This is a genomic window from Prevotella sp. Rep29 (genome assembly GCF_019551475.1).
GTDB lineage: Bacteria > Bacteroidota > Bacteroidia > Bacteroidales > Bacteroidaceae > Prevotella.
Genome location: NZ_CP047159.1, coordinates 971,310 through 997,694 on the forward strand (window position 1 = coordinate 971,310; position 26,385 = coordinate 997,694).

Consider the following 26,385-nt stretch of genomic DNA (forward strand, 5'->3'; position numbering starts at 1 on the left):
AATAATGTGTATTTGGTTTATCGAATGAAATTGGTCCATACGCGCTGCTCCTCTTCGGGAAGTCCGTTTTTCTCCTTCTCCGCAGCAATGGCACGGATGAGGAACGCCATGTTGCGCCCAAGCTGGCGCATACTCTGCATTCCCTCTTCGTCCTGCATGACCTGCTCGGAAGTGTTGCCGTGCACCTCGTTCCAGTAGAAAGTCGATGCGACGGGCATTTGTGCGATGGTGAAATACTTGTTGATGATGTCGAACGTGGCGACTGTGCCAGCCCTGCGGGCAGACGTGACCGCCGCTCCCACCTTCATGCGCTTGGAAAAATGCGTACTGTAGAACAGCCGGTCGAGAAAAGCCTTCAGCGTTCCGGCTATCGATGCGTAATAGACAGGCGAGCCAATCACGATTCCGTCAGCCTCTTCGAACTTCGGAGCGACCTCGTTTACTAGGTCGTTGAAGACACACCGTCCCTGCTCCACACACTTGTTGCAGGCGATACAGCCATGAATGTCTTTATGTCCGACGTGTATGATTTCCGTTTCGATACCGCCTTCGCGCAGTGTTTTTTCTACTTCGGCAAGTGCCGTATAGGTGCAGCCCTTCGCTTTCGGGCTGCCATTGAGTAAAATGACTTTCATCATGTTTTGTCTTGGATTGGTTTGATGGGAACAAATTTACACAAAAAACTTGACATGGGACAATTTTTTTGTTCAAAAAGCGAAATGTATTTGATTTCTATGTGGTTAATAGAAATTTTGATTAACTTTGCAGCCGATTTTGAAACCAAACATCATAGGATATGGCAGGTTATTTAGTTAGTGACACCCGCAAGGTGACGACACATCGCTTTTTGGAGATGAAGCAGAAAGGGGAGAAAATCTCTATGCTCACCTCCTACGATTTCACGACAGCAGGCATTGTAGATAAGGCAGGCGTAGATGCTATTCTGGTAGGCGACAGCGCATCGAACGTGATGGCAGGAAATGTGACGACGCTTCCGATTACTGTAGAGCAGATGATTTATCATGCCAGTTCGGTCGTGCGTGCCGTACAGCGTGCACTGGTCGTTTGCGACATGCCTTTCGGCAGTTATCAGATTGACCGCCACGAAGGCTTGAAGAATGCGGTGCACATAATGAAGCGTAGCGGTTGCGATGCACTCAAACTGGAAGGTGGCATTGAGATTATCGAGACGGTCAAGGGCATTCTCGATGCGGGAATCCCCGTGATGGGGCATCTGGGACTGACTCCGCAGAGCATCAATAAGTTCGGCACCTATGCTGTTCGTGCTCAGGAAGATGAAGAAGCCGAGAAACTGTTGGCAGATGCAGCTTTGTTGGACGAGACGGGTTGTTTTGCAATCGTCTTGGAGAAGGTTCCGGCAGCATTGGCTAAAAAAGTGTCAGAGACCGTGAAGTGCCCGACGATAGGCATCGGTGCGGGAAATGGGACTGACGGTCAGGTCCTTGTTGTTGATGATATGCTCGGCAAGACACAGGGCTTTTCTCCGAAGTTTCTTCGTCGCTATGCAGACCTGAATGCGGTGATGACAGACGCAATCGGTCAGTATGTGACGGATGTGAAGAATATCGATTTCCCGAACGAGAGCGAGTCGTATTAATCGTCTCTCGTTGTTTTTTCGGAAAGGCAGTTTGCCGTTAAGGCTCATTAGGTATTTTAGAAAATGGACACTCAGGAAACACCCACCAATCAGCATCTGTGGCATCGGTCATTCGGCTTGTTGGCAGCGGCTAATTTCTTTCTGACCGTATCGGTCTATATGCTCATTCCTTCACTTTCGGAATGGCTTTTGCAGCAGTTCACTCCGTTGCAAACAGGACTGATTATGGGCAGTTACGGACTTGGTCTGTTCGTTCTCGGTCCGTATTGCAGTTTCTTGGTTCAGCATTATCGTCGCAATCAGGTTTGCATCTTGGCAATCTTTGTCATCGCCTTGCTGACGTTGCTTACTTATCTCTGCAAGGAAAATCATGCGGAATGGCAGGCGAGTGCGTGGGTGTTTGTAGGCGTTCGTTTCTTGTATGGCGCAGCCTTCGGGGTAGCTCAGATGGTTTTGTGCAGCACGTTGGTCATTGATAGCTGCGAGTCATTCCAGCGGACACAAGCCAATTATATCATGTCGTGGTTCGGTCGTATCGGTGTGGGGATGGGACCTCTGATTGTCATGCTGACGGGACTTTGGCTTGAAATCGATATATTCCTCGTAATAGCAGGTGTGGCATCTTTCTCACTGCTGTTGATTATGATGGTGCGTTTCCCTTTCAGGGCTCCGGAAGACACGCAGTTGCGCGCCAGTTTAGACCGCTTCTTCCTGACCGGAGCCTGGCCGTTGTTCCTGAATATGGTCCTGGTTACGGTTTTTGTGGGCATAGTCTTGGCAAGTGTACATACCATCATGTTCTATGTCATGATGCTCTGTGGATTCCTCATGGCGATATTGTTTGAGCAGATTTTGCTGAAATATCCGATAAGAAATAGTATCTTGGCAGGGCTGTCATTGATGTTCCTGTCATTGATGTTTGCAGGGAACGGCAATCAATTCTTGAATACCTACTTCTTTCCCTTGTGTCTGGGACTTGGTTCTGGAATAGTGGGCAGTGGCTTCCTGTTGTCATTCGTCAAGCTGAGCGATCATTGTCAGCGCGGAACTTCGCAAAGCACCTTTTTCCTGTCGTGGGAGCTGGGCATGAGTATCGGGTTGTTCTTAGGCTTTGCTTTTCTCGCTCCTCAGCATGGTTCTATGTGTTTTCATGACATGGAACAGGAGTGTGCTTTTCCCCAATTAGGCATCAAACTGGGTACGGTGTTTCTTCTGATATCCTTTTTCTTCTATGTCTTTTTTACCTATCCTTGGTTTTTGAAACATCGGAATAGATAAGTTGACTCGTCAACTAAAAAAACATTAAAAAATTCGACATTTTTCTGACATTTGTCCTTTTCCTTTTTTCTCTCTCATAATTTGCATATCTTTGCACTCGAAATGACGAACGGTAATGCCGTCGTACGGCAGAGATCTTGTAACAGGAGCGGCTTTTCGCTGGTTTTGTATGGAAATGTTGGCAGAGTCAAAAAAGTTTTGTATCTTTGCACTGTCGTTCATTCCCTCGTTGGAATTAGAGCAACGACACGACATTGAGGACAAGAGTAGTGATTAACGTCACGCAGTTGATTTGATTGGTGTAAATCTCGCACATTTAAACTGAATCATTCAAACAAGGCATGTGGCTGTTCTTACCTTATTGTATAGGTGAGTGCCGCTTCTGTTAATTTGATGATTCGGGCAATGCGAGAGCCTACACTGACAGATTAGCCAGAAGTAGGTCCTCGCCTTTTTTCATGTATACTTTTACGCAATTATATATCAATAAATATTATAAGATGAAAACAATTAAAATTAAAGAAAATCAAGAGGTAAAAAAAGGTATTATCTTTTTAGTTTTTGCAGTATTGTGTAATTTGGGTGTTTCTGCTCAAATAAGATTTATTATTGGAGATCTTAAATATACTATAACGAGTTCCTCAACAGTAAGTGTAACTAAAAACGGAACTCCTACTGGGGATTTAGTTATTCCAGGAAGCGTAGTATCTGGAGTAAATCTATATTCTGTAACGAGTATTGAAAACTCTGCGTTTTCTGGTTGCAGTGGTCTAACCTCTATCACTATTCCTAATTCCGTGAAAACGATTGAAAACTATGCGTTTTCTGGTTGCAGTGGTCTGACCTCTATCACTATTCCTAATTCCGTGACGAGCATTGGAGGATTTGTGTTCTCTGGTTGCACAGGTCTGACTTCCGTTGACATTCCCAATTCTGTGACGAACATTGGAGATTATGCGTTTTCTGGTTGCAAAGGTCTAACTTCTGTCACTATTCCTAACTCCGTGAAGACGATTGAAAACTATGCGTTTAAAGGTTGCAGCGGTCTGACTTCCGTTGATATCCCCAACTCCGTGACGAGCATAGGAGAAAATGCGTTCTCTGATTGCACAGGTCTGACTTCCGTCACTATTAATAGTAACACCATATTGTCTAAGACTTATTCTTCTTCTATGTCCTTAAAAAACATATTTGGCGAACAAGTCAAAGAATATCAGACAGGTGATAATGTAGAGAAAATTGGAAACTATGCGTTTTATAAATGTAGTGAATTGACTTCGGTTACTATTGGTAATTCTGTGACGAGTATTGGAGACTATGCGTTTCAACATTGTATCAGCCTGACCTCCGTTACTATTAGCAACTCCGTGACAAACATTGAAAGTTCTGCGTTTTCTGGTTGTTATAGTTTGACTTCTGTCTGTATTGGTAATTCCGTGACGAATATTGGAGATTATGCGTTTTTGGGCTGCATAGGTCTGACTTTTGTTACTATTAATAATAATGCCATATTGTCTAAGAATTATTCTTCTTCGAACTCTTTAAAAAATATATTTGGTGAACAAGTCAAAGAATATCAGATAGGTGATAATGTAGAGAAAATTGGAAACTATGCGTTTTATGGATGCACAGGTCTGACCTCCTTCACCATCCCCAACTCCGTGACGAGCATTGGAAGTTCTGCGTTCTCTGGTTGCACAGGTCTGATCTCCTTCACCATCCCCAACTCCGTGACGAGCATTGGAGATTTTGCGTTCCGTGGTTGCACAGGTCTGACCTCCGTCACCATCCCCAATTCCGTGACGAGCATTGGGCGGTGGTTCGAAGGTTGCACAGGTCTGGCTTCCGTCACTATTCCTAACTCCGTGAAGACGATTGAAAACTATGCGTTTAAAGGTTGCAGCGGTCTAAAAAACATCACTATTCCCAACTCCGTAACGAGCATAGGAAACCTTGCATTTCAGAATTGCACAGGTCTGATTTTTGTTACTATTAATAATAATGCCATATTGTCTAAGAATTATTCTTCTTCGAACTCTTTAAAAAATATATTTGGTGAACAAGTCAAAGAATATCAGATAGGTGATAATGTAGAGAAAATTGGAAACTATGCGTTTTATGGATGCAGTGGTCTGATCTCCGCCACTATCCCCAATTCTGTGACGAGCATTGGAAACTATGCGTTCCAAGATTGCACAGGTCTGACTTCTATTGACATCCCCAACTCCGTGACGAGCATTGGGTTTTGTGCGTTCGAAGGTTGCACAGGTCTGGCTTCCGTCACTATTCCTAACTCCGTGACGAGCATTGGGTTTAGTGCGTTCAAAGGTTGCACAGGTCTGGCTTCCGTCACTATTCCTAACTCCGTGAAGACGATTGAAAACCGTGCGTTTAAAGGTTGCAGCGGTCTAAAAAACATCACTATTCCCAACTCCGTAACGAGCATAGGAAACGATGCGTTTTCTGGTTGCAGAAGTCTAACTTCTGTCACTATTCCCAATTCCGTGACAAGTATTGGAAGTTATGCGTTCTATGGCTGCACTGGTCTGACTTCTGTCACCATCGGCAACTCCGTGACGAGCATTGGAGATTATGCGTTCCAATATTGCCGCGGTCTGACCTCCGTCACTATCCCCAACTCCGTGACGAGCATTGGAGATTATGCGTTCCAATATTGCCGCGGTCTGACCTCCGTCACTATCCCCAACTCCGTGACGAGCATTGGACGTGAAGCGTTCGATGGTTGCAGCGGTCTGACCTCCGTCACTATCGGCAACTCCGTGACGAGCATTGGATATGAAGCGTTCCGATATTGCACTGGTCTGACTTCTGTCACCATCGGCAACTCCGTGACGAGCATTGGAAACTATGCATTTGCAGATTGCAATGAACTGACTGAGATTTATTGTTATATAGAAGAACCACTGACTATAAATGTTAATGTGTTTTTTAACGTACGTAAAAACACCTGTACGCTCCATGTGCCTATAGGAACTGGCGATGCTTATTGCAATGCGAATGTGTGGAAAGAATTTAATATCGTTGAAGATTTACAATCAAGAATGGCACAGAGTATAACGTGGGCACAATCCCAAATATATGTAGTAGGCTTAAATTCTGATATAGAATTGACAGCAGTTGCTTCATCTGGTCTGCCTGTCACTTATTCTGTTAAATCCGGCAGTGATTGTGCAACACTTATAACGAGCGGGGACAAAACTTCTTTGAAAGGCATTAAACCAGGAACTGTTATCGTTGAAGCGAAACAAGTTGGAAATAGTGAGTACCAACCAGCAAGTGTGGAAAAGGAATTTACCATTAATAAAAAAACATCACAGAGAATAACATGGAGTCAAGAAATAGAAGCTGTTGTCGGAGATAGTTTGATTTTATCAGCGACTTCTTCGTCCGGACTTCCTGTTGCCTACAGGGCTTTGGATGAAGATTATTGCAGCAAAATGGAAATTAAACAAAATGCTGAAGGACAATATGTGGTATATTTTTCAAGTGGAGCACCTTTCATCATTGAGGCATATCAAGATGGGAACGATGTATATAATGCGGCAGAACCTGTAAGAAAGTATTACAACTCATTGAACCCGACAGAGACAGACGGACTGATGTGTATTAATGGTATTTATTACAAATATACTGACAACACACACACAGCCTTGAAAATGGTCAGAGGATTTAAACAGTATAAAGGTGATATGGTATTCCCCGCTGTTGTCAACGGGTTGCCTGTTACAAATATGGAGAGTGATGCTACTTATATATGTCCAATAATAACGTCGATAGAGTTTGAAGAAGGACATTCGCGAATAGAAGGCATTCATTATGATATGGCATTGGAAAAACTTATATTACCCTCGACTACAACTTATATTGACTATCTAGTGCTTCACTGCTGTCCTAAACTGAAAGATGTATATCTGTACGCAACAACACCTCCAGAAGTAAGTTCATATTGTGATTATGACCAATGGACCGAAGGTGAAGGAAAAACGCTTTATGTACCTCGTGGGACGAAATCCGCATATGAAAATGCAGACTTCTGGAAACACTTTACTATCGTAGAAATTGACGTGCCGACAGGCATTATTTCAATAGATAATTCGCAATCGGCAATCGATAATGACGTTTGGTTTACCATAAACGGCACACGTCTCAACGGCAAGCCGACAAAAGCAGGTATTTATATTGTAAATGGAAAAAAAGTAGTAATTAAATAATTGAATGGATCCGTCCGCCAGCAATTATAACATTGCAGGCGGACGGATTATTTTATAAAAATAAATCTTTGTAAATATGTATATATGGCAACAAATAAGAAACAAAGAAAAAAAACAATTGGGCAGTTAATGTATGACTCAACAGAAACAGACGGGAATAAAGAACCATTGATGGATTACATCATATCATGGACTTTGCGGCATGCCGCAGATGATTTTAAAGAAGGAAAAACTTTATGGTTATATTGCAGGCAAATATTAGGAAAAATTATTGGTAAGACTATTGAGGAAAATGATTCCCTCTCTGAAATTTGCGTCTATAAACAGGAGGTAGAAATTGATCTTTGGGTTGAATTTAAACTCAACGATGAAGATCATGCAATTTTGATTGAAGATAAATATTATGGGAAATTAAGTGAAAACCAATTAGAAGATTATATACAAAAGTTTGATAAGTATTATAAAGAAAACGAACCTTCTTACGAACGACATTACTGTTTAATAAGTTGTATCCAACGAGAGGATGAAAAGTTTAACCAATATTATGGCAAAGCGAAAGATTTAGGATTTGATTTATTTTCTTTAAAGGAACTTGTTACGGATATTACCCCCCCCTCTGGTAGTGATATTTTTGATGAATTTTGGTTAGAAGATTGGTAAAAAATATATTTGTAAATAGTTGTAATGTACAACTAGGACGTTTTACTATCTCCTTCTTTTCTTCTTATAGGATTTGTTGGGGTGTTGTGGGCGGTTGGTGCTGGTGTTTCCGTATAGTTTGAGAATGAGGTCTGCTCGTCCGATAGTTCGGAGACGTTGTTCGATGTAGCGTCGCTCTTCGGGTTGATACCAAAAGAAGAATTGCCGTTGTGCCAACTTTTCCTTTGGTGTTTTTGCACTGAATACTCTTTCCAGCGTGTAAGGGTCGTAGCCGGTGTACCAAGTCTCGGTGCTGATGGTCATGGGAGTAGGAGTGAAGTCCTGTACCTGCTCAAGGTGGAAATCCATTTGCTTTGTGAGAACGGCAAGTTCAGCCATGTCTTGTTCACGACATCCCGGGTGGCTGCTGATAAAGTAGGGGATAATCTGTTGTCTGAGATTTTCTTCACGGTTGATACGGTCGAAGATGCGTTTGAAAGTCTCGAACTGTTGGAACGGCGGCTTTCGCATGAGTCGCAGCACTTGGTCGCTGGAGTGCTCTGGTGCGACCTTCAATCTGCCGCTGACGTGCCGACAAATAAGTTCCCGAGTGTATTCCGTTGCAGCATCATCAGTCTTTCGGTCTTTACTCTGATGCAGCAGGAGGTCATAGCGCACGCCGCTCCCGATAAAACTCTTCTTAACTCCCGGCAACGCATCGACTGCCCGATAGATGTCGAGCAGACTGCTATGGTCGGTGTTGAGATTCGGGCATATCTTCGGATGGATACATGATGGCCGTTTGCATCGTTCACACATCTTTTTGTCTCGTCCGCCCATACCGTACATATTGGCAGAAGGTCCTCCCAAATCGCTGAGATAACCTTTGAAGTCGGGATGCCCAATCACCTGCTTTACCTCCCGAAGAATACTTTCTTTACTTCGGCTGACGATGAACTTCCCTTGGTGTGCGCTGATGGTGCAGAAGGCGCATCCTCCAAAGCATCCCCTGTGAATGTTGACAGAGAGTTTAATCATGTCGTAGGCGGGAATGCGCTTGTCTTTATATTTCGGATGAGGCAGCCGTGTGTATGGAAGGTCGAAAGAGGCATCCAGTTCAGCAGTTGTCATAGGAGGGTAGGGAGGATTGACCACGACGTATTGCTTCCCCACTTTCTGAATCAGCCGGCAGGCATGTATCTTGTTGGATTCTTCCTCGATGTGGCGGTAATTTTCGGCTTCGTGCTTTTTGTCTTGCAGGCACTCTTCGTGTGAATGGAGGACGATGTCTGTAGGTTGTATGCCTTGCGGGATGTTGTCCTTTGTCGTTAGGTATGCAACCTGTGGAATGTCGTGGGTGTGGTTGATGTTCGGATTGTCCTCCAGTTGCTGACATAGTTGCAGGATGGCTTTTTCCCCCATTCCGTAGATGATGAGGTCAGCCTCAGAGTCGCACAGGATAGAAGGACGGAGTCGGTCCTGCCAATAGTCGTAATGTGTGAGGCGGCGCATGGATGCTTCGATACCGCCCAAGACCACGGGTACGTCAGGAAACAGTTGCTTCAGTATCTTTGTATAGACTATCGTAGGATATTCCGGTCGGCAGTCGTGGCGTCCGTTCGGGCTATATGCGTCTTCGGAACGCAGTCGTTTGTTGGCTGTGTATTTATTGACCATCGAGTCCATGCAGCCTGGTGATATGCCGAAAAAGAGTCGTGGACGTCCCAACTTCTTGAAATCGCGGAAGTCTCCATGCCAATCGGGTTGTGGAACGATGGCCACTTTATATCCATGTGCTTCAAGCGTTCTTCCGATGACGGCAGCACCAAAAGAGGGGTGGTCAACATAGGCATCACCAGAGAAGAGGATGACATCGAGTTGATTCCATCCCCGGAGCTCCATTTCCTTTTTGGTAGTAGGGAGCCAGTCGGTGAGTTGGTGTTGAGCTGTAGGCAACTTCTATTGATTTGTTTCGGTGTTTGGGAGTGATTCTTTCTCCGCGTCCCATGTCTTTGCAAGCGTGACAAGGTTTTTGAGCCCGATGGCTTTCATGTTCTTATTGTAAATCACATCAAGGCAGAGGTCGAGCAGTTTCTTGTCTTTCCCATTCTCTGACTCGAGGATGGCGCGCACATTGAATTTCAACTTCTCCACCACACTTTCGTCAATGATGCCGTTGCTGTCAACGAGATTGTCCAATAGCCGATATTGGCGGAGCGTCTGAAGATGTTCTTCGCTGATAGCAATATGGCGAGTACCCGATTTGTTTGCTTGAATCTTATACATACATTATTTTATTATATCGTGTGAATATTATGGTGCGAGCAGGAAGTTCAGAATACCTTTCATAATCCATCCTCGCATGTTGTGATCTGTGATACATTCAAAGGGGAATCCCATCGTGAAACTCCGATAATCCTTTCCTTGGTAAGCCACGCAAGCGCTCTGCCCGTTAGCGTATTGCAATGCACAATATGCAGGTGCTACGGCTTGAAGGATGTCAGGAGACTGAACGGCGTAGTGCGTCTCGTTCAGGGTTCGGTAAATATCGAATGACGTCCCCATGCCGTATATCTTGCTGTCTGTACAGTACCGGTTGTCGCCAGCAAAGTGAAGTTTCAGGACCTGTGACAGGAAGTGCTGCTCGTTGATTTCCGTCATGTCCGACCCGATGTACGAGCCACTCACCAATAATGCGCCATGGACCTTGGTGTAGTGTCTCAACTTCTGTTGCATGGCGGGAGAGAACGTCTTGTATGAAACGAGCGAACGCCCGTCGTTTTTTTCCAAGCCAAGGATAAGGTCCACGCACGGATATTTATTGATGTTGACTTTTCCTGTTTCTACCGCTTTGCTTGAACAGCTCACAATGTTGTATTGGCGCGCTGTCCGGATGGCTTCAGCATGGGTCTTTACGTAGTTGAAGCTGTTGCCCGCAATGAACATTCCGGCATATTCATCCCCTCCGTAGCCTAATCCTCCAGGACCTTCAATCCCGATTTTTGCTTTGTCGAAACAGAGTTGTCTTCCGTTCCATCCAGCGGTTGGTCCATAGGAAACACCGATGTCTTTGTCTAAGTCGAATCCCTGCTCTTGTGCCGTGGAGTGAATTGCCGGTGAAGATAGCCGATGGAAGCCGTTGACTATCAGAATGGTCTTTTTGGCATTCGGTGTGTACAGCGCGGACAGGGTCTCTGTGGGGAAACTCTCTCCACCTTTGTTGATGGCTGTCACCTTGAACTGATAGAGCACGTCGGGATTCAGCTCAACAGACAGGAATGGTGATTTGACGACGGTTCCGTTATCGAAACCTGAAGGTCCGGAAGCCTTATAGACGATATACGATGACGGGCGTGCACTGGGTTCCTGCGGGTCGTTCACAGGGTCCCAACTCAACATCACGCGGTTTTTGGAGATATATTCTATGCGGAAGTTATCCGGTTGTAATGGCTGAATCACGAACGGCTGTTCATGTTGGTCGGAGACATAGCGGAGAATGGTTTTATAGATAGATCTCGCCAAGGTAAACTTGAAATTAGGGTCCTGACCGTATATCATGTCTGGAAAACTTTGGTGGGAGAGGGTCTCCAATATAGAAGAAGGAACTTCCGGGAGGCGTGATTCCGAATAGTTGCGGTCGTATAATGCACGAATACGCCACCGCCCATATTTGTAGCGAAGGTCGCGATAGACGCCGTCTAACAATGCGTCAGCAAGATCTCTTGATGCCATTCGGGAGAGACCGCCATTCAGTTTGCCGTCATTGTAATTCGTGGTGCAAATGGAGAGTGAACCAATCAGCGATGAGTAGTCTTTAGAAAAACCAGCGTCGCTGTGTACACCAAGTGAGAGTTCTATAGGAACGTTCTTGCCATCAATGTTCGGTGCATAGACAGAGCCGCCGGCAAGCCAGTTAGTGACGTGAGAGCGGGTGTTGATGTCATCAGCATAGTCATCTACGCCGTTCTTTGAACTATATGCACTGTAAGGTGCACCAGCCCATTGACTATAGTAGCGTGCCCCTTCAAGGCAACGGGGAAAGCCACTCACAGTACCACCGCGCTCAATGTTGCCCATGCCTCCGCCAAAGCGGACTGCATCTGCGGTGACGACGCCATGCCTCTTGCTGTGGTTGGTCAACACGACACGATTGTAGGCGTTGCATCCCTGGTCGAAATCGAACGTGCCAAGATAAACCCAAGTGCTGCCGCCCATGCGCTGGTTGACACGGAACTCCGTCGCCTGTCCTTTATGGTAAACAATATATTGCGCGTCATCGATGCTGTTTGAAACCGTCTGATAGCTCACATAGACCGCATATCTTCCGCCTTGAGTGATATTGGGCTGGTAGGTAATCTGGCTCACATGCTTGCCGTGGGTCGTGGCAGCCATTCTTGCTGTGCCGTGAGTGAAGGGATTCTCTCCGTCAACATACATTCCCTGTCGGTAAGAAAAGCCGGGAATACCGGTAGATGACCATGCGTCAGCCGCATTTCGCTCCGAGTAATAGGGGGAGGAGTCTTTGTCGTTGTCAATGATAAATTCATTTTTTTGCCAGTCGCGTTCGCGTGGAGTAAAGACCACAGCGCCTGCATTTTCAAGCATTGGAATCAGATATGGCACGACGATTGTTTGGGTGAACAGGTCTTCTGTCGTACCGAACAGATTCGGTCGTTGCCATTTCCAGAAGCCTTTTTTCTGGTCGTAATATCTCCCGTGGCTTGCCCATAGTGATATATGGCGATTTCGGAGTCCATGCGTGATTTTGTTGGGACGCGACACGTTGGAGACCCAGGGCTCGCCACGATATTCTATATCTCCCCACAAACGTGTCTTGTCCGGATTGTCCAAGAGGCGGTTGGGAATAAGTTCGCTGATTTCCATTCCGTTTGTGATGACGCTGATCTGATAATCCTCATAGACGTCAGGAACGGTTTTGCGGATTTTTTTGTAGATTTTCTCAACAACTTCAGGGGAGAAGTCTTGCGTGGAGAAGATTTCATCAACAGTTATCGTCAGGCTTTTTGTACTGTCGTTTATCAGACAGTCTTGCAACCGTGGTTTGCGAATCATGTCCACGTTTTTCGCCTTGTAATCCTTGAAATATTCCTCTAAGCGTTCTCGCAGCTTTGCCTCAGAAGAACTGTCCTGGGCGAAAGCCGGCGAAACGCATATACTCAACCAAGTCAATATTAAGATAAAGCCTCTCATTTGTGTTGCTTTTTATCATTCGATGCATTCAAAGGGCAAACTTTTCAGGATATTTGCCTTTGAAGGGACGAAAATAATCTTTAATTTCTGTCATCTCATTTTCAATGTCTCCCGAAGGCATGATGCTTTTGGAACATTCGATGAGACGGTCTTTATAATCAATACCATATAGCAAAATCGGGATGCCGGCTTTCACGGCAATATAATAAAATCCTTTCTTCCAGTCAGCATTGGCAGAGCGTGTGCCCTCCGGTGTGACGCAAAGGCGGAACGTATCGCTTTTCGTGGCGGTATCTGCCAGCACGTCTGTCAAACTCGATTTGCGGTCGCGGTGCACAGGAATGCCACCCAGTCGTTTGAAAAAAACTCCCAGGGGCCATACAAACCATTCGCTTTTCATCAGGAAATTGATTCGCAAGCCTTCAGCGCCAGCATACAGTTGTCCTAAAAGAAAATCCCAATTACTTGTGTGAGGAGCAAGACAGATGATACATTTCTCCGGAAGAGTCTCAGTTACGTTCTTTCTCCATCCTAAGCGGCTATATAAAAGCCAATTGCAAAATTTCTTCCACATAATCCAGACAAGCGTAACCTATCCGAAATTTTCAATCTGGTCAACAATCTCACAAACTTGTTTATTGAACTGTTCCATGAGGTCGCGGAAATACACTTTCGGCTGCATGCCAGGTTCAACATGCGAAACACGGCTGATGAAGTCGTTGTTGATTGCCAAGATTGAGCCTAATAGCGCATCAGCGTTGGGCTTGCTGCCATGGTCGTAGATGGAAACTGCGACACACTCTGCGAAAAGCGCTTCACAGACGCAGTTGATAGTGCGTTTCAAAGTTCTTTTGTTTGCCATAAATCATTCAGGTATTAATTATAAAATTAAGGTAATATTCATAGTTATCATCCACTTATCACGGATGTTTTTCACAAAAACAGCATTCAAAGATATGAAAAAATAGTGAAACCACAAAAATATTTGAAAAAAAATGTACCAATAAAAGTTTTTCATGCCATTTTCTTTCCCTATGTCGCGAATTTTGAGTAACTTTGTCGGGTAAAAGAAGAGAGATTATATTTAGCGTATTTTATAAAGGTAAAAAATTATGAGACGAAGCATTATGCAAAGAGCGAGAGTCAACTACGAACCCGTGGTTCCGTTGGCTTTGAGACATGCAGTGAAGGTAAAGGAAGGTGTCGCTACGAACAGCGTAGACGATCAGGAAGAAATCAAGAAACTTTTCCCCAATACATACGGACTCCCGATTGTTGAGTTCGTGCCGGGAGAAGAGCACGAAAGCAAACGGTTCAACGTGGGTGTCATCCTGAGTGGAGGACCAGCCCCTGGAGGTCATAACGTCATCACTGGCATATATGATGCCATCAAGAAATTGCATCCGGATAACAAGTTGTATGGCTTTTTACTGGGTCCGGACGGATTGGTGAAACATCAGTACAAGGAGCTTGACCAAGACCTGATTGACCGCTATCGGAATGTGGGAGGATTTGACCTTATCGGTTCCGGAAGAACAAAGTTGGAACAGGAGGAACAGTTTGAGAAAGGACTTGAAATTATCAGGAAACTGGAAATCAACGCCATCGTGATTGTGGGTGGTGACGATTCGAACACGAACGCCTGCGTTCTGGCTGAATATTATGCCGAGCATCATAGCGGCGTGCAGGTGATTGGCTGTCCGAAAACGATTGACGGCGATCTGAAAAATGAATATATCGAAGCGTCGTTCGGATTTGATACGGCGACAAAAGTCTATTCAGAGCTTATCGGCAACATCGAGAGAGACTGCAACTCGGCGCGGAAATATTGGCATTTCATCAAGCTGATGGGACGGTCGGCAAGCCATATCACATTGGAATGCGGACTTAAATGTCAGCCAAACATCTGTATTATCTCAGAAGAGGTTCAGGAGAAAGACCTGACGCTGAACGATATCGTCAACCGAATAGCCGACGCAGTAGTTTGTCGCTCACAAGACGGAAACAACTTCGGCGTAGTGCTCGTGCCGGAAGGACTTATTGAGTTTATACCGGCAATCGGACGCCTCATTGACGAACTCAACGACCTGTTGGCAGCGCACGGCTCTAAATATGTCAATCTCGATCCGGAAGCGCAGCACGACTACATCATGGCGCACCTGTCAAAAGCCAATGCGGAGACGTTCGACACGCTGCCAGACGATGTTGCCCACCAGCTTTCGCTTGACCGCGACCCGCACGGAAACGTCCAGGTTTCTCTCATAGAGACAGAGCGGCTTCTTTCTAAAATGGTGGCAGCCAACCTGAAACGCAGGGAAAAGGAGGGAACCTATAACGGGAAATTCAAGGTCATGCACCATTTCTTCGGATATGAGGGACGTTGCAGCGCACCGTCAAACTATGACGCAACCTATTGCTACGCATTGGGAATGAGTGCAGCACAACTCATCGCACACGGGAAAACCGGCTATATGGCAGTTGTAAGGAATACCTATGACAGTCCGGAAAACTGGAAAGCAGGCGGCGTACCCATCACAATGATGATGAACATGGAGCGGCGAAACGGCAAGATGAAGCCCGTCATCCGCAAGGCGTTGGTCGATCTGAATGGCGAACCGTTCAAAGCCTATATGGAGGTGAGAGACCAGTGGGCGAGAGAGACGCTCTACGTCAATCCGGGTCCCGTCCAACTGTGGGGACCGGATGAGGTCTGCAACCAGACAACTATGACTTTGGCGCTCGAGCATGGGGTTGATTTGAACCTTGAACCGTAGCGCATAAATAACTGAGTATAAGACGATATGAATAAAAAGCGGAGCACGGGGAGCGTTAAGGCTACAGGTAACAGGAACACTCGTAGCCGCTCCTTGCGCACATCCATACGACGGCTGCCTTCCTGGATGCGATGGGGAGGCGCCGTTGTTATCACCGCTTTTTATGTCTGGGCTTTTTATTACTTCTTTGTCAGTCCGTTCGGGTTCCGGTGGAGAGCACTTTTCGGTGAGCCGGATTATCCGCAGGGTTATGAGATACATGGCATAGATATCAGTCATCATCAGGGGAAAATAGACTGGAGTGAACTGAGAAACGCGATGATAGCCAAGTGTCCGTTGCGTTTTGTCATGATCAAGGCGACCGAGGGTTCGGGGCATATAGATGAAAACTTCCAGGAAAATTTCTATCAGGCAAGGGAGTACGGATTCATCAGGGGAGCCTACCACTTCTGGAGCATCAAGACACCTGCCAGGGAACAAGCCAATTATTTTCTCAGCCAAGTGCATCTGGAGGAGGGAGACCTGCCGCCTGTGCTCGATGTGGAGAACATTCCGGCAGACATCTCGGTCGAGGATTTCCAGCGCGAGGTGCTCACGTGGCTGCATGTCGTGGAAGACAAATACCATGTGAAGCCCATCATCTATACCTATTATAAATTTAAGGAGAGCTATCTGAGCGACCAGCGCTTCGATGATTACCCATACTGGATTGCCCACTACTATGTGGACAAGGTCGAGTATAAGGGGAAATGGAAGTTCTGGCAGCATACCGACGTGGGGCGACTGCCGGGAATCAAGGGGTATGTGGACCTAAATATCTATAACGGAAGCTATTACGACCTGAAGAAACTGACCATCGGTGGGTAGAAATCCGATGGTTGCCTGTCGTTTTTCCTACAGAACCGGACTGCATGAAGTGCGGAAACGGAGGGCATGAATAAACATGCAAAAACAGGCGAAAATGTGCATAAAAACACATCGTTGAACTTTCATTTTCCAAAAGTGCCACTTTTAGCTTGCAAAAGTTCCCCTTTTAGCGTCCAAAAGTTGCCCTTTTAGGAGCTAAAAGTGGCACTTTTGGAAAGCGCTCTTTAACATGCTGAAATTCAGGAGTTTACAAAACGCACTTCAACGATACCAGTTCTGCATAAATATACAAGTCCGGTTTGAGGCTGAACCGGGATATTTTAGTAATCATTAAAGTGGTATTTTTCGAAGGTTTCAGTGGTCAACTCATTCTTGAAGTTCAAAAACGAGCATGCACCAGCGGTTCTTCTTCTCTTCCTTTTGGAGGCTTAGTCCCAGTTCCTGAGCCTTCTCAACCAGTATCGGGGCATCGTTCTCATAGAATCCGCTGAGAATCAGGATACTTTTTTCGTGCATGACATCCTTGAACGTCGGGAGGTCTTCGAGCAAGATGTTGCGGTTGATGTTGGCTGTAACGATGTCGAAAAGCCCCTCCACATGCGAGAGAATATGTATGTCGCCATGCAGCACCTCGATATTCTCGACGCCGTTCAGTTGGGCATTGTGGCGGGTGTTGTCCACGCTCCATTCGTCTATGTCGTAGGCAATCACCTCACTGGCTCCGCATTTGGCGGCTACAATCGAGAGGATGCCCGTCCCGCACCCACAGTCCACTATGCGCCTGCCCTGGCAATCACGCTGCAGCAGTTCGGCTACAATCATCTGTGTCGTTTCGTGCGTGCCAGTTCCGAACGCCTGAACCGGTTCGATACCGATGCTCATCTGACCCTCCTTGACAAAGGGTGGGGTAGAGTGGTGTCGCGCATCGTAGATGACACATCGGTCGTCCACGACAATCGGCTCGAAGCCCTCTTCCTCCCATGCCGCATTCCAGTTGTGTTCTTCCATCAACTCTGTCTTATACGCAATCTGGACATCAGTCATTGGAAAATCTTGAATGACCTGTCCGAGACGCGTTTCGTCATAAGTGGCATGTTGGATATATCCGTTCAGTCCGCTTTTCGAGTCCTCAAAACTCTCGAACCCGATCTCTCCGCAGAGGCATGCCAATATGTCCCGGGCAGCCTCTGTGTTCGGGGCCAAAGTAAAATGTACCGCGTAATATTTCATATTAAAGTGTTAAATCTCTCTGCAAAAGTATAAAAAAATAGGGAAAAACCTACCATTGTTTAGGGTTTTTCCGTATTTTTGCATGGTAAGAATATCTACTTTTGCGGTATGAAACGATTTATTAACGATAATAAAGGAGTAATGACTATGAAAAAAGTAATTGTTTTAACACTGCTTTTAGGACTTGTGTCTGTCACATCGAAGGCACAGGATGATTTGTATTTCACTCCCAAGAAATCTTCCAAGGTAGAGCCTGTTGAGGAAAAAGTTCAGGAGAAGCCTGTAGTTTATAGAGGGAGTGAAAGGGATGTGGACGAATACAATCGTCGTCATCTGCGCAGTTATTACCAGAAGATAGGTACGGATTCATTGGGAAATGACGTGATTGAGTTTGAGGAAGGCACCGAAGGAGCCCCCGATACCATTTACGTGTATGGCTCATACGACGATTTTGATGACTTTGCCTATAGTCGCCGGATGGGATATTTCGATGGATTCCACGGCTGGTACAACCCCTATTTCTATAGCTACTGGGGCTGGGGACGACCCTATTGGCGCTCATATTACTGGGGATGGTACGATCCATGGTTCGACCCTTGGTATGACAGCTGGTACGGTTGGTATGATCCTTGGTACAGAGGCTATTACGGATACGGTTATTACGGTTGGGGATGGCCCTATCGCCCCTATTATCATGGAGGTTGGGGCGGATGGTATCCACCGTATGGAGGCATCGCCTATCGCGGTGGTCATACAGGAACGTTCAACCATGGACGCCCGACCGTCGCTAACCGGACAGGAAGAACAACGACAGGAACGTTCGGCGGTGCCCGCACAGGAACCTTCGGCTCCCGCTCCGCAGCAACGTCTTCTCCGAACCGCGTATATAGAGATGGTTCTACGGGAGGTTCTAACGGCAGATTTGGCGGAACTCGCAGCACGGGCTCCAGCTCACGTCCGTCGGGAACCTATAGCCAGCCGTCTCGTTCCAGCTCCAGCAGCAGTGGCTCGTTTGGCAGCTCTCGCTCAGGCGGTCTCGGCAGTGGCGGTAGCATCGGCGGTGGTCGCTCGGGAGGCTTCGGCGGCAGTAGTGTCGGTGGCGGAAGCCGTTCGGGTGGAGGCTTTGGCGGCCGCAGATAAAGAAGTGAACAATGATTCTGACAACAATAATTAATCTGATAAACAAATGAAAAAGTATTTGATTATTGCTGCAAGTTTGATGGCTGTAATGCCATTGGCAGCACAGGAAACATACGAGAATGCAAAAATCGTTACGGGCGACCTGAACGGAACGGCACGCTACGTCGGTATGGGAGGTGCGATGGAGGCTTTGGGAGCAGACCTCTCCACCATCAGTACGAACCCGGCGGGAATCGGATTGTTCCGTCATTCTCAGGCAAATGTGTCTTTTGGCGTTGTCTCTCAGCAGGACGGGAAAGACTTTGCAGACGGCAACAAGACCAACATGAGTTTCGACCAGATAGGTTTTGTCTATTCGAAAAAGTCAAATAGCAATTCCTATTTGAACCTTGCGTTCAACTATCATAAGAGCACGAACTTCAACCACATCCTGAGTGCGGCAGACAACCTGTCGAACGCTTCTCAGAACAAGTTGTCCTATCAGAAGCTCCGCAACGACTACCTGTATGAATTCAAGACAGACGGAACTCCGAACTATAGTGCTCCCTACATCACCTGCAGCCAGTTGGACGACCTCTATGCGCGCAACCTGTTTTATGTAGCAGGTGACGGCTACGCCTACAACTATGTGGCTACTGATTATATGCTGAACAGGGCGCATACGGGATATATCGGCGAATACGACTTCAACATCAGCGGAAACATCAACGACCGTATATATTTAGGTGTGACCTTTGGATTCCACGATGTTCATTACAAGCACTACGGCGAATATACGGAAGCCTTCGTGAGCAATCCGGAGAACTTCGGAGGTATCTACGTGGAAGACAGCCGCGAGATAACCGGTTCGGGCTTCGACATCAAGGCGGGTGTCATCGTCCGTCCGATAGAAAGTTCGCCTTTCCGCATCGGTCTGTCTGTTGCAAGCCCGACGTGGTACGACCTGAAGACAACCAACTATACCGTATTGACAGACGGCAGTGCTCGTCCATACAACACCGAGGTGTATGACTTCAAACTCTATACACCCTGGAAATTCGGACTGAGCTTAGGACATACCGTCGGAAACTATCTCGCATTGGGAGCCAGCTATGAGTATGCCGATTATGGCAGCACAGACTCACGCGTGAATGATGGCGACTACTACGATTATTGGTATGACACCTACTATTCCAGCAGCTCCAGCGATAAGGCGATGAATAACCATACCAAGCAGACGCTGAAAGGCGTTTCAACGCTGAAAGTCGGATTGGAATATAAACCGATAGCCGACCTCGCCCTGCGTCTGGGATACAATTACGTGTCGCCGATGTACAAAGAAGAAGGATTCAAGGACGGAACAATCGAATCTTACGGAACCTATTACAGCACGACAACCGATTACACCAACTGGAAAGCAACCAATCGCTTCACCTGCGGTGTCGGCTATAACATTGGGAAAGTGAGCCTCGATCTGGCATACCAATACAGCGCAACCAATGGTTCCTTCAGCCCGTTCATGAACTATTATGACAACACAGACCCTGCAGAGGACAATATCGCAAATATCGTTGACGTGAGCAAGAAACGTCATCAGGTGCTGTTCTCACTGGGATATCACTTCTAAAAAACACTGATATTGCGCTTTGGAAATGGCATTAAATAAATAGTGCAGTCAAAAATAATCCGGAAAAGAACGCATTAATTGGAGAAAAAAGTATATTTTTGCATCAATATTTAGAGTAGATATAGTATTTTTTTAGTGGTTAATTTAGTTTTAGTAAGTGTGCGGAGGATGTGTCGTGAGACATGTCCTCCTTTTTTGTGAGTAGAAATCAGGGATAACATTCGCCCTGCCACGGGCTGAGTTACACAAAAAAAAGAAGAGGGTGTGTCAAAATGGAGGATGTGCGCTTCGCGTAGAATTGAAAATCGCCGTAGGCAAATCTTACAAATCTATCCAAAATCTTTCATTCTGTGTATCAGCACTTTCATTTGTTAGATTTGTATAGATTTGTTGGATTTCTCGTCCGTAGGACGACTGAATTCCTATTTTGACACACCCTCTTCTTCCTTCGTGACTCCCGCGGGATTGACTTCGTCCATCCCCTCCCTGCCACGGGCTGAGTAACACAAAAGAAAGAAGCCAAAACTGAAAGTGAACTTTCGTCTTGGCTTCTTTCTTTTGTGACTCCCGCGGGATTCAAACCCACAACCTTCTGATCCGTAGTCAGATGCTCTATTCAGTTGAGCTAGGGAGCCTCATTTTTTATTTTGCGTTTGCAAAGTTATGTCTTTTTTCTGATATAGCCAAATATTTTAGCATGTTTTTTTAGGCATGCTTTATTAAATGCCCTCAAACGATTAAATTCATTTGCGATAAGGGGAGGAGGGTTTCTGCTTTTCGCTGCAACACAAATGGAGGCATCTTCGGGATGAAGTGCCTCCATTTGGTTATTCGGATTTCAAGCGACTGGGTTATTTCACCACGACTCGTTTTCCGTTAACGATGTAGATGCCCGGGATTGTCGGTTTACCATTGAGCCGCACGCCGTTGAGCGTAAACCAAACGTCATTATCAATTGTCAATTGTGAATTATCAATTGAAACGATACCCGTCGGCAAGTCTTCAACGATATACAAGAAATCGTTCCATACAGCCGCTGCTTTGTATAACACTTTTCTTCCGATAGGTACATGAAGCGTGCAAGTTTTTTTAGGAACATCGAAAAAGACATTAGACAATATCGTCAACGGTTTTTCTATGTGGCAATAAATATCCGTCAGACCGCTGCAAAAATAGAACGCCGAACTTCCAATGCTAGTCACGGAGTTGGGGATGGTGACGGAGGTCAGACCGCTGCAATAATAGAACGCAGTGCCTCCAATGCTTGTCACGGAGTTAGGAATAGTGATGGAAGTCAGACCTGTACAACCATTGAACACAGAACTCCCAATGCTTGTCACGGAGTTGGGGATGGTGACAGACGTCAGACCTCTGCAATAATAGAACGCAGAGCTTCCAATGCTTGTCACGGAGTTGGGGATGGTGACAGACGTCAGACCGCTGCAATAATAGAACGCAGAGCTTCCAATGCTCGTCACGGAGTTGGGGATGGTGACAGACGTCAGACCGCTGCAATAATAGAACGCATAGTCTTTTATTCTCGTTACCTCGTCAGGTATTACCAAATTCGTGATTTCTGTATTCTCGTTACTATAAAGATGCTTTGCATAGGTTAAAGGATTACTTAATGAACCTGAAAATGAAATATTACACCATGCTGCAATATCATTGACAATCACTTTTGTCAGACCGCTGCATTTATAGAACGCCCTTTCTCCAATGCGCGTCACGGAGTTGGGGATGGTGACGGAGGTCAGACCTGTGCAACCTGAGAACGCAGACTGTCCAATGCTCGTCACGGAGTTAGGGATGATGACGGAGGTCAGGGCACTGCAATTTTTGAACGCCTCCACTCCAATGCTCGTCACGGAATTGCCGATAGTGACGGAGGTCAGTTTGTCGCAATAATAGAACGCATCATCTCCAATGCTCGTCACGGAGTTGGGGATGGTGACGGAAGTCAGACCATCACAACCTGAAAACGCATCCTTTCCAATGCTCGTCACGGGATAAATCGTCCCATTATAAGTGACGGATTCTGGGATATTGACCACTCCTTTATAATAAAAAGAATAGTTATTATTGCAGACAGTCACCCCCCCCTTACCATTGAATCCGTAATAGATGGTCTTGCCATCTGCATTATCCACCGCAAATTGGGCGAATGCTTTTGCTCCAACCATACTCATGAGCACAGTGAGCAGAAATGTAAGTTTAAATTGTTTCATAGATTAATCATCTTATTTGTAATTTAGTTTTTTTTATGTCGAATGGTTTTAAGTCTGGAAGTATCGCAAACAACTCATTTCGAATAAGTTCAATACATCTTTTTACAAGTAATTCATCAGCGAGAGGACCAACAGTTATCTCTTTTACGGCTTTTAAAGGTAAGGGTATGTGAAGATATTGTTCTTCTTCAGAATAGGCATCATACTTTTCATTATGATTCCCAAATGCTACAATACGATATTCTTGCTCATATTCCCAATCTTTCGTTTTGTAGCAAAGCGAACCAATGTAGATATCTTCTAATTTTGTATTCCAATGATTCTTATCTAATTTCTTTACAATATTTCTATGACCACGAGCAATGTCTTGCATTTCATTTTGATTAACATACTGGCATCTTTTTAAAAGATAATGATTTTTCTCGCAGAATTCTTCTACCATTTTGAAATCAAATGCAATCCTAACACCTTTACCATTATCTCCATACATAAACCACATGGGAATTTCATCCTTAGGATACCATTTATTCCCTATATGATGGATGAGACTAAAAATATAAGGATGCGGGGACTTCTCTTTCATTTCTGTGTAAAATTCTTTTATTTCATTTGATATATTAGATCCTGTAAAGAATGACTTTTCAAAAAATGTTATCTCATTTTTATCATTCATGTTCATCGGGTTACCAAGCCTAACATTAATCCAGTTATTCTTCGTAAAATTCTCTTGCTGATAATCAAAAATATGTACAAATGCACCAAAAGAAGTGTAGTGATATAATCGGTTCGGGGTGTTACTCATAGCTCTCTTCTATCTTTTTTATAGTTCACATTTCAAGTAATCTATTCTATAGTTCTTATCTGCATTTAATTCTAAACTCACAGCACATTCTGAACATTGTAATGGTAATTCATTTTCGCTTTGCACTCATTTAATCACGACATTGATTTCATCGAAGTCGTTCACGTTCGGCAAAGTTGAAAAATCATTTCCACTCTGCGCTCACTTAATCACGACTTTCTTCGTCGTGCCGTCGCTCATCCTCACAATATTCATGCCACGCTGCAGGCGTTCGAGCTTCCGTCCGTTCAGGTCGTAGATACCCTCAATCCTGCCTTCCACCTTATCATCATAGATACGGTTGATAGCTGTCACGTCGCTTTCCTCAATAAAGAAGAAATCTTTCCACTGGTCTGCCGCCTGATAGGCAGACAGACTACCTGTGGGAACAATGAGTGTGCAGTCCCATTTATTAATATCGGTCAGAGCCTGTGTTCCACATATGGGAGGAGTAGTTGCGCAACTTGTTAACTTGGTAATATTCGTGCAGCCTGCAAAAACAGAACGACCGATATTTGTCACGGAGTTGGGAATAGTGACGGATGTCAGACCGCGGCAACCCCAGAACGCATAACTTCCAATGCTCGTTACGGAGTTACCGATGGTGACGGAGGTCAGACCAGTGCAACCATAGAACGCCCTACCTCCAATGCTCGTCACGGAGTTGGGGATGGTGACGGAGGTCAGACCAGTGCAACCAGAGAATACAGAACTTCCAATGCTCGTTACGGAGTTGGGGATGGTGACGGAAGTCAGACCAGTGAAATTACAGAACGCATAATTTCCGATTGATTTTACACTATCCCCTAATACATACTTGCCCACTTTAGTACCAAAAATATCCTCCAGCGAAGAAGATGAAGTATAATTCTTAGACGCAATGGCATTGCTGTTGATGGTGACGGATGTCAGACCGTTGCAATAAGCGAACGCTTGACTTCCAATGCTCGTCACGGAGTTTGGGATGGTAACGGATGTCAGACCGCGGCAACCCGAGAACGCTGACTTTCGAATGCTCGTCACGGAGTTTCCGATGGTGACGGATGTCAGACCGCTGCATCTCTCGAACGCATAATCTCCAATGCTCGTCACGGAGTTGGGGATGGTGACGGAGGTCAGACCACCGCAGTCATAGAACGCACGTTCTCCAATGTACGTCACGGAGTTGCCGATGGAGATGGAGGTCAGACCACCGCAGTCCTGGAATGTATAACTTTCAATGCTCGTCACAGAGTTGGGGATGGTGACGGATGTCAGACCAGTGCATCTCTCGAACGCACGTTCTCCAATGTACGTCACGGAGTTGCCGATGGAGATGGAGGTCAGGCCTTTGCAACCATAGAACGCATAATTTCCAATACTTCCATTATTTTCCACTTCTACATTTTTTATATAGGGGTTCGCGTAACAGAAATAAGAATTCACACTGTTGACAGTCATCGAAATTCCTCTATACAGAACTGTGCTCCCAATCTTTATACTTTCTACAGATGGATCATATGTGCAGTCTATCGCTTCGCAAGTCCGTGCTGTAACAGGCACATATTTGATACCATCCACTTCAAACATCGAAGTGAGATATGGGTAAACCATTTTCGAGGTATAAGAATCACTGGGTACATAATGTATATTGGCTCTCACGCCACTATAACCGCTCGGTGGTGTTGAAGGTAACCAAATCGCTTTCCAACCATCAAACACATCCGTTCCGATGCTCGTTACGGAGCTGGGAATGGTGATGGAGCCCAGACTGCTGCAACCATAGAACGCATTATCTCCAATGCTTGTTACGGAATTGCCGATAGTGACGGAAGTCAGACCGCTGCAGTCCTGGAATGTATAACTTTTAATGCTCGTCACGGAGTTGGGGATGGTGACGGAAGTCAGACCGCTGCAATTATAGAACGCAGACTGTCCAATGCTTGTTACGGAATTGCCGATAGTGACGGAAGTCAGACCGCTGCAATTATAGAACGCAGACTGTCCAATGCTCGTCACGGAGTTGGGGATGATCACGGAGGTCAGACCGCTGCAATTATAGAACGCAGACTGTCCAATGCTCGTCACGGAGCTGGGAATGGTGATGGAGACCAGACTGCTACACTTATAGAACGCATAGTCTCCAATTCTCGTTACGGAATTGCCGATGGTGAGGGAGGTTAGACCTTTGCATTCATAGAACGTATAGTCTCCAATGCTTGTTACGGAGTTGGGGATGGTGACGGAGGTCAGACCAATGCAGCCAGAGAACGCCTGATCTCCAATGCTTGTCACGGAGTTGGGGATGGTGACGGAGGTCAGACCAATGCAGCCAGAGAACGCCTGATCTCCAATGCTTGTCACGGAGTTGGGGATGGAGACGGAGGTCAGACCGCTGCAATAATAGAACGCAAAATCTCCAATGCTTGTCACGGAGTTGGGGATGGTGACGGAGGTCAGATCTTTGCAACTTGAGAACGCCCCATCTCCAATGCTCGTCACGGGATAAGTCGTTCCTTTATAGGTGACGGATTCAGGGATATTGACCACTCCCGAATATTTATTTGAATAGGATGAAGAGGATGAGCTGACTGCCAACTCCGTCTTATTGTTCGTGTACATGTAATAGATGGTCTTGCCATCTGCATTCTTAACCTCAATGTCATGGGCGAATGCATTTGCTCCAACCATGCTCATGAGCACAATGAGCAGAAATGTAAGTTTAAATTGTTTCATAGATAT

Annotated in this window: 19 protein-coding genes and 1 tRNA gene; 8 read left to right on the forward strand and 12 right to left on the reverse strand. The window is 45.7% G+C overall.

The window, feature by feature from the left end:
* Positions 1–17: 17 nt before the first annotated feature.
* Positions 18–635, reverse strand: coding sequence for a flavodoxin family protein (locus tag GRF55_RS04120; protein ID WP_220369616.1), 618 nt, complete (start codon positions 633–635; stop codon positions 18–20).
* Between the two features lie 161 nt (positions 636–796).
* Between GRF55_RS04120 and panB the strand changes: the two genes are divergently transcribed.
* Positions 797–1,618, forward strand: coding sequence for a 3-methyl-2-oxobutanoate hydroxymethyltransferase (panB, locus tag GRF55_RS04125; protein WP_220369275.1), 822 nt, complete (start codon positions 797–799; stop codon positions 1,616–1,618).
* A gap of 63 nt (positions 1,619–1,681) precedes the next feature.
* On the forward strand, positions 1,682–2,896 hold the full coding sequence (locus GRF55_RS04130) for an MFS transporter (RefSeq protein ID WP_220369276.1): 1,215 nt from the start codon (positions 1,682–1,684) through the stop codon (positions 2,894–2,896).
* Between the two features lie 592 nt (positions 2,897–3,488).
* Here the strand turns inward: GRF55_RS04130 and GRF55_RS11685 are convergent.
* Positions 3,489–3,680 (reverse strand): hypothetical protein, encoded by a 192-nt coding sequence (locus GRF55_RS11685; protein ID WP_255563883.1) that lies wholly within the window; start codon positions 3,678–3,680, stop codon positions 3,489–3,491.
* A gap of 1 nt (position 3,681) precedes the next feature.
* Here GRF55_RS11685 and GRF55_RS04135 point away from each other — a divergent pair, with 1 nt between their 5' ends.
* On the forward strand, positions 3,682–7,128 hold the full coding sequence (locus GRF55_RS04135) for a leucine-rich repeat domain-containing protein (RefSeq protein WP_255563856.1): 3,447 nt from the start codon (positions 3,682–3,684) through the stop codon (positions 7,126–7,128).
* Between the two features lie 84 nt (positions 7,129–7,212).
* Positions 7,213–7,788 carry a hypothetical protein gene (locus GRF55_RS04140; protein WP_220369278.1) on the forward strand — a complete coding sequence of 192 codons (576 nt, stop codon included), beginning with the start codon at positions 7,213–7,215 and terminating at the stop codon, positions 7,786–7,788.
* Positions 7,789–7,833: 45 nt separating this feature from the next.
* Here the strand turns inward: GRF55_RS04140 and GRF55_RS04145 are convergent, their stop codons facing one another.
* The 5 genes from GRF55_RS04145 to GRF55_RS04165 are packed head-to-tail and all read right to left on the reverse strand — an operon-like array spanning position 7,834 to position 13,840.
* Positions 7,834–9,669: a YgiQ family radical SAM protein gene (locus GRF55_RS04145; protein WP_370626757.1), complete on the reverse strand. Its 1,836-nt coding sequence runs from the start codon at positions 9,667–9,669 to the stop codon at positions 7,834–7,836.
* Between the two features lie 57 nt (positions 9,670–9,726).
* Entirely contained in the window at positions 9,727–10,053 is a 327-nt protein-coding gene (locus GRF55_RS04150; protein ID WP_220369280.1) for a hypothetical protein, read from the reverse strand.
* Positions 10,054–10,080: 27 nt separating this feature from the next.
* A complete protein-coding gene (locus GRF55_RS04155; protein ID WP_220369281.1) occupies positions 10,081–12,978 on the reverse strand; it encodes a fibronectin type III domain-containing protein in 2,898 nt (965 codons plus the stop codon).
* A 28-nt stretch (positions 12,979–13,006) separates the two neighbouring features.
* On the reverse strand, positions 13,007–13,552 hold the full coding sequence (locus GRF55_RS04160) for a 1-acyl-sn-glycerol-3-phosphate acyltransferase (RefSeq protein WP_220369282.1): 546 nt from the start codon (positions 13,550–13,552) through the stop codon (positions 13,007–13,009).
* 18 nt (positions 13,553–13,570) lie between these two features.
* Positions 13,571–13,840 (reverse strand): hypothetical protein, encoded by a 270-nt coding sequence (locus tag GRF55_RS04165; RefSeq protein ID WP_220369283.1) that lies wholly within the window; start codon positions 13,838–13,840, stop codon positions 13,571–13,573.
* Positions 13,841–14,090: 250 nt separating this feature from the next.
* On the opposite strand from GRF55_RS04165, the gene GRF55_RS04170 reads away from it, so the two are divergent.
* Together GRF55_RS04170 and GRF55_RS04175 are read left to right on the forward strand one after the other, a co-directional pair.
* Positions 14,091–15,752: a diphosphate--fructose-6-phosphate 1-phosphotransferase gene (locus GRF55_RS04170; RefSeq protein ID WP_220369284.1), complete on the forward strand. Its 1,662-nt coding sequence runs from the start codon at positions 14,091–14,093 to the stop codon at positions 15,750–15,752.
* Between the two features lie 27 nt (positions 15,753–15,779).
* Positions 15,780–16,619 carry a glycoside hydrolase family 25 protein gene (locus GRF55_RS04175; RefSeq protein WP_220369285.1) on the forward strand — a complete coding sequence of 280 codons (840 nt, stop codon included), beginning with the start codon at positions 15,780–15,782 and terminating at the stop codon, positions 16,617–16,619.
* Between the two features lie 366 nt (positions 16,620–16,985).
* On the opposite strand, the gene prmA is transcribed toward GRF55_RS04175, so the two are convergent.
* Entirely contained in the window at positions 16,986–17,849 is an 864-nt protein-coding gene (gene prmA / locus GRF55_RS04180; RefSeq protein WP_220369286.1) for a 50S ribosomal protein L11 methyltransferase, read from the reverse strand.
* Positions 17,850–17,996: 147 nt separating this feature from the next.
* Between prmA and GRF55_RS04185 the strand changes: the two genes are divergently transcribed.
* Both GRF55_RS04185 and GRF55_RS04190 read left to right on the forward strand, forming a co-directional pair.
* Entirely contained in the window at positions 17,997–18,989 is a 993-nt protein-coding gene (locus tag GRF55_RS04185; RefSeq protein WP_220369287.1) for a hypothetical protein, read from the forward strand.
* Positions 18,990–19,035: 46 nt separating this feature from the next.
* Entirely contained in the window at positions 19,036–20,595 is a 1,560-nt protein-coding gene (locus tag GRF55_RS04190; protein ID WP_220369288.1) for an OmpP1/FadL family transporter, read from the forward strand.
* Between the two features lie 561 nt (positions 20,596–21,156).
* On the opposite strand, the gene GRF55_RS04195 is transcribed toward GRF55_RS04190, so the two are convergent.
* The 4 genes from GRF55_RS04195 to GRF55_RS11695 all read right to left on the reverse strand — a co-directional run bounded on the left by GRF55_RS04195 (position 21,157) and on the right by GRF55_RS11695 (position 26,379).
* Positions 21,157–21,230, reverse strand: a tRNA-Arg gene (locus GRF55_RS04195).
* Between the two features lie 216 nt (positions 21,231–21,446).
* Positions 21,447–22,823 (reverse strand): leucine-rich repeat domain-containing protein, encoded by a 1,377-nt coding sequence (locus GRF55_RS11690; RefSeq protein ID WP_255563835.1) that lies wholly within the window; start codon positions 22,821–22,823, stop codon positions 21,447–21,449.
* 7 nt (positions 22,824–22,830) lie between these two features.
* Positions 22,831–23,625 carry a DUF2971 domain-containing protein gene (locus tag GRF55_RS04205; RefSeq protein WP_220369289.1) on the reverse strand — a complete coding sequence of 265 codons (795 nt, stop codon included), beginning with the start codon at positions 23,623–23,625 and terminating at the stop codon, positions 22,831–22,833.
* A 201-nt stretch (positions 23,626–23,826) separates the two neighbouring features.
* Complete coding sequence (locus GRF55_RS11695; RefSeq protein WP_255563836.1) at positions 23,827–26,379, reverse strand: leucine-rich repeat domain-containing protein; 2,553 nt, start codon at positions 26,377–26,379, stop codon at positions 23,827–23,829.
* Positions 26,380–26,385 lie beyond the last annotated feature (6 nt).

Excerpts from the sequence above, each read along its gene's own strand:
- GRF55_RS04120 (WP_220369616.1), bottom strand. The coding sequence starts at position 635 with ATGAAAGTCATTTTACTCAATGGCAGCCCGAAAGCGAAGGGCTGCACC.
- panB (WP_220369275.1), top strand. The coding sequence starts at position 797 with ATGGCAGGTTATTTAGTTAGTGACACCCGCAAGGTGACGACACATCGC.
- GRF55_RS04130 (WP_220369276.1), top strand. The coding sequence starts at position 1,682 with ATGGACACTCAGGAAACACCCACCAATCAGCATCTGTGGCATCGGTCA.
- GRF55_RS04140 (WP_220369278.1), top strand. The coding sequence starts at position 7,213 with ATGGCAACAAATAAGAAACAAAGAAAAAAAACAATTGGGCAGTTAATG.
- GRF55_RS04145 (WP_370626757.1), bottom strand. The coding sequence starts at position 9,669 with ATGGAGCTCCGGGGATGGAATCAACTCGATGTCATCCTCTTCTCTGGT.
- GRF55_RS04150 (WP_220369280.1), bottom strand. The coding sequence starts at position 10,053 with ATGTATAAGATTCAAGCAAACAAATCGGGTACTCGCCATATTGCTATC.
- GRF55_RS04155 (WP_220369281.1), bottom strand. The coding sequence starts at position 12,978 with ATGAGAGGCTTTATCTTAATATTGACTTGGTTGAGTATATGCGTTTCG.
- GRF55_RS04160 (WP_220369282.1), bottom strand. The coding sequence starts at position 13,552 with ATGTGGAAGAAATTTTGCAATTGGCTTTTATATAGCCGCTTAGGATGG.
- GRF55_RS04165 (WP_220369283.1), bottom strand. The coding sequence starts at position 13,840 with ATGGCAAACAAAAGAACTTTGAAACGCACTATCAACTGCGTCTGTGAA.
- GRF55_RS04170 (WP_220369284.1), top strand. The coding sequence starts at position 14,091 with ATGAGACGAAGCATTATGCAAAGAGCGAGAGTCAACTACGAACCCGTG.
- GRF55_RS04175 (WP_220369285.1), top strand. The coding sequence starts at position 15,780 with ATGAATAAAAAGCGGAGCACGGGGAGCGTTAAGGCTACAGGTAACAGG.
- prmA (WP_220369286.1), bottom strand. The coding sequence starts at position 17,849 with ATGAAATATTACGCGGTACATTTTACTTTGGCCCCGAACACAGAGGCT.
- GRF55_RS04185 (WP_220369287.1), top strand. The coding sequence starts at position 17,997 with ATGAAAAAAGTAATTGTTTTAACACTGCTTTTAGGACTTGTGTCTGTC.
- GRF55_RS04190 (WP_220369288.1), top strand. The coding sequence starts at position 19,036 with ATGAAAAAGTATTTGATTATTGCTGCAAGTTTGATGGCTGTAATGCCA.
- GRF55_RS11690 (WP_255563835.1), bottom strand. The coding sequence starts at position 22,823 with ATGAAACAATTTAAACTTACATTTCTGCTCACTGTGCTCATGAGTATG.
- GRF55_RS04205 (WP_220369289.1), bottom strand. The coding sequence starts at position 23,625 with ATGAGTAACACCCCGAACCGATTATATCACTACACTTCTTTTGGTGCA.
- GRF55_RS11695 (WP_255563836.1), bottom strand. The coding sequence starts at position 26,379 with ATGAAACAATTTAAACTTACATTTCTGCTCATTGTGCTCATGAGCATG.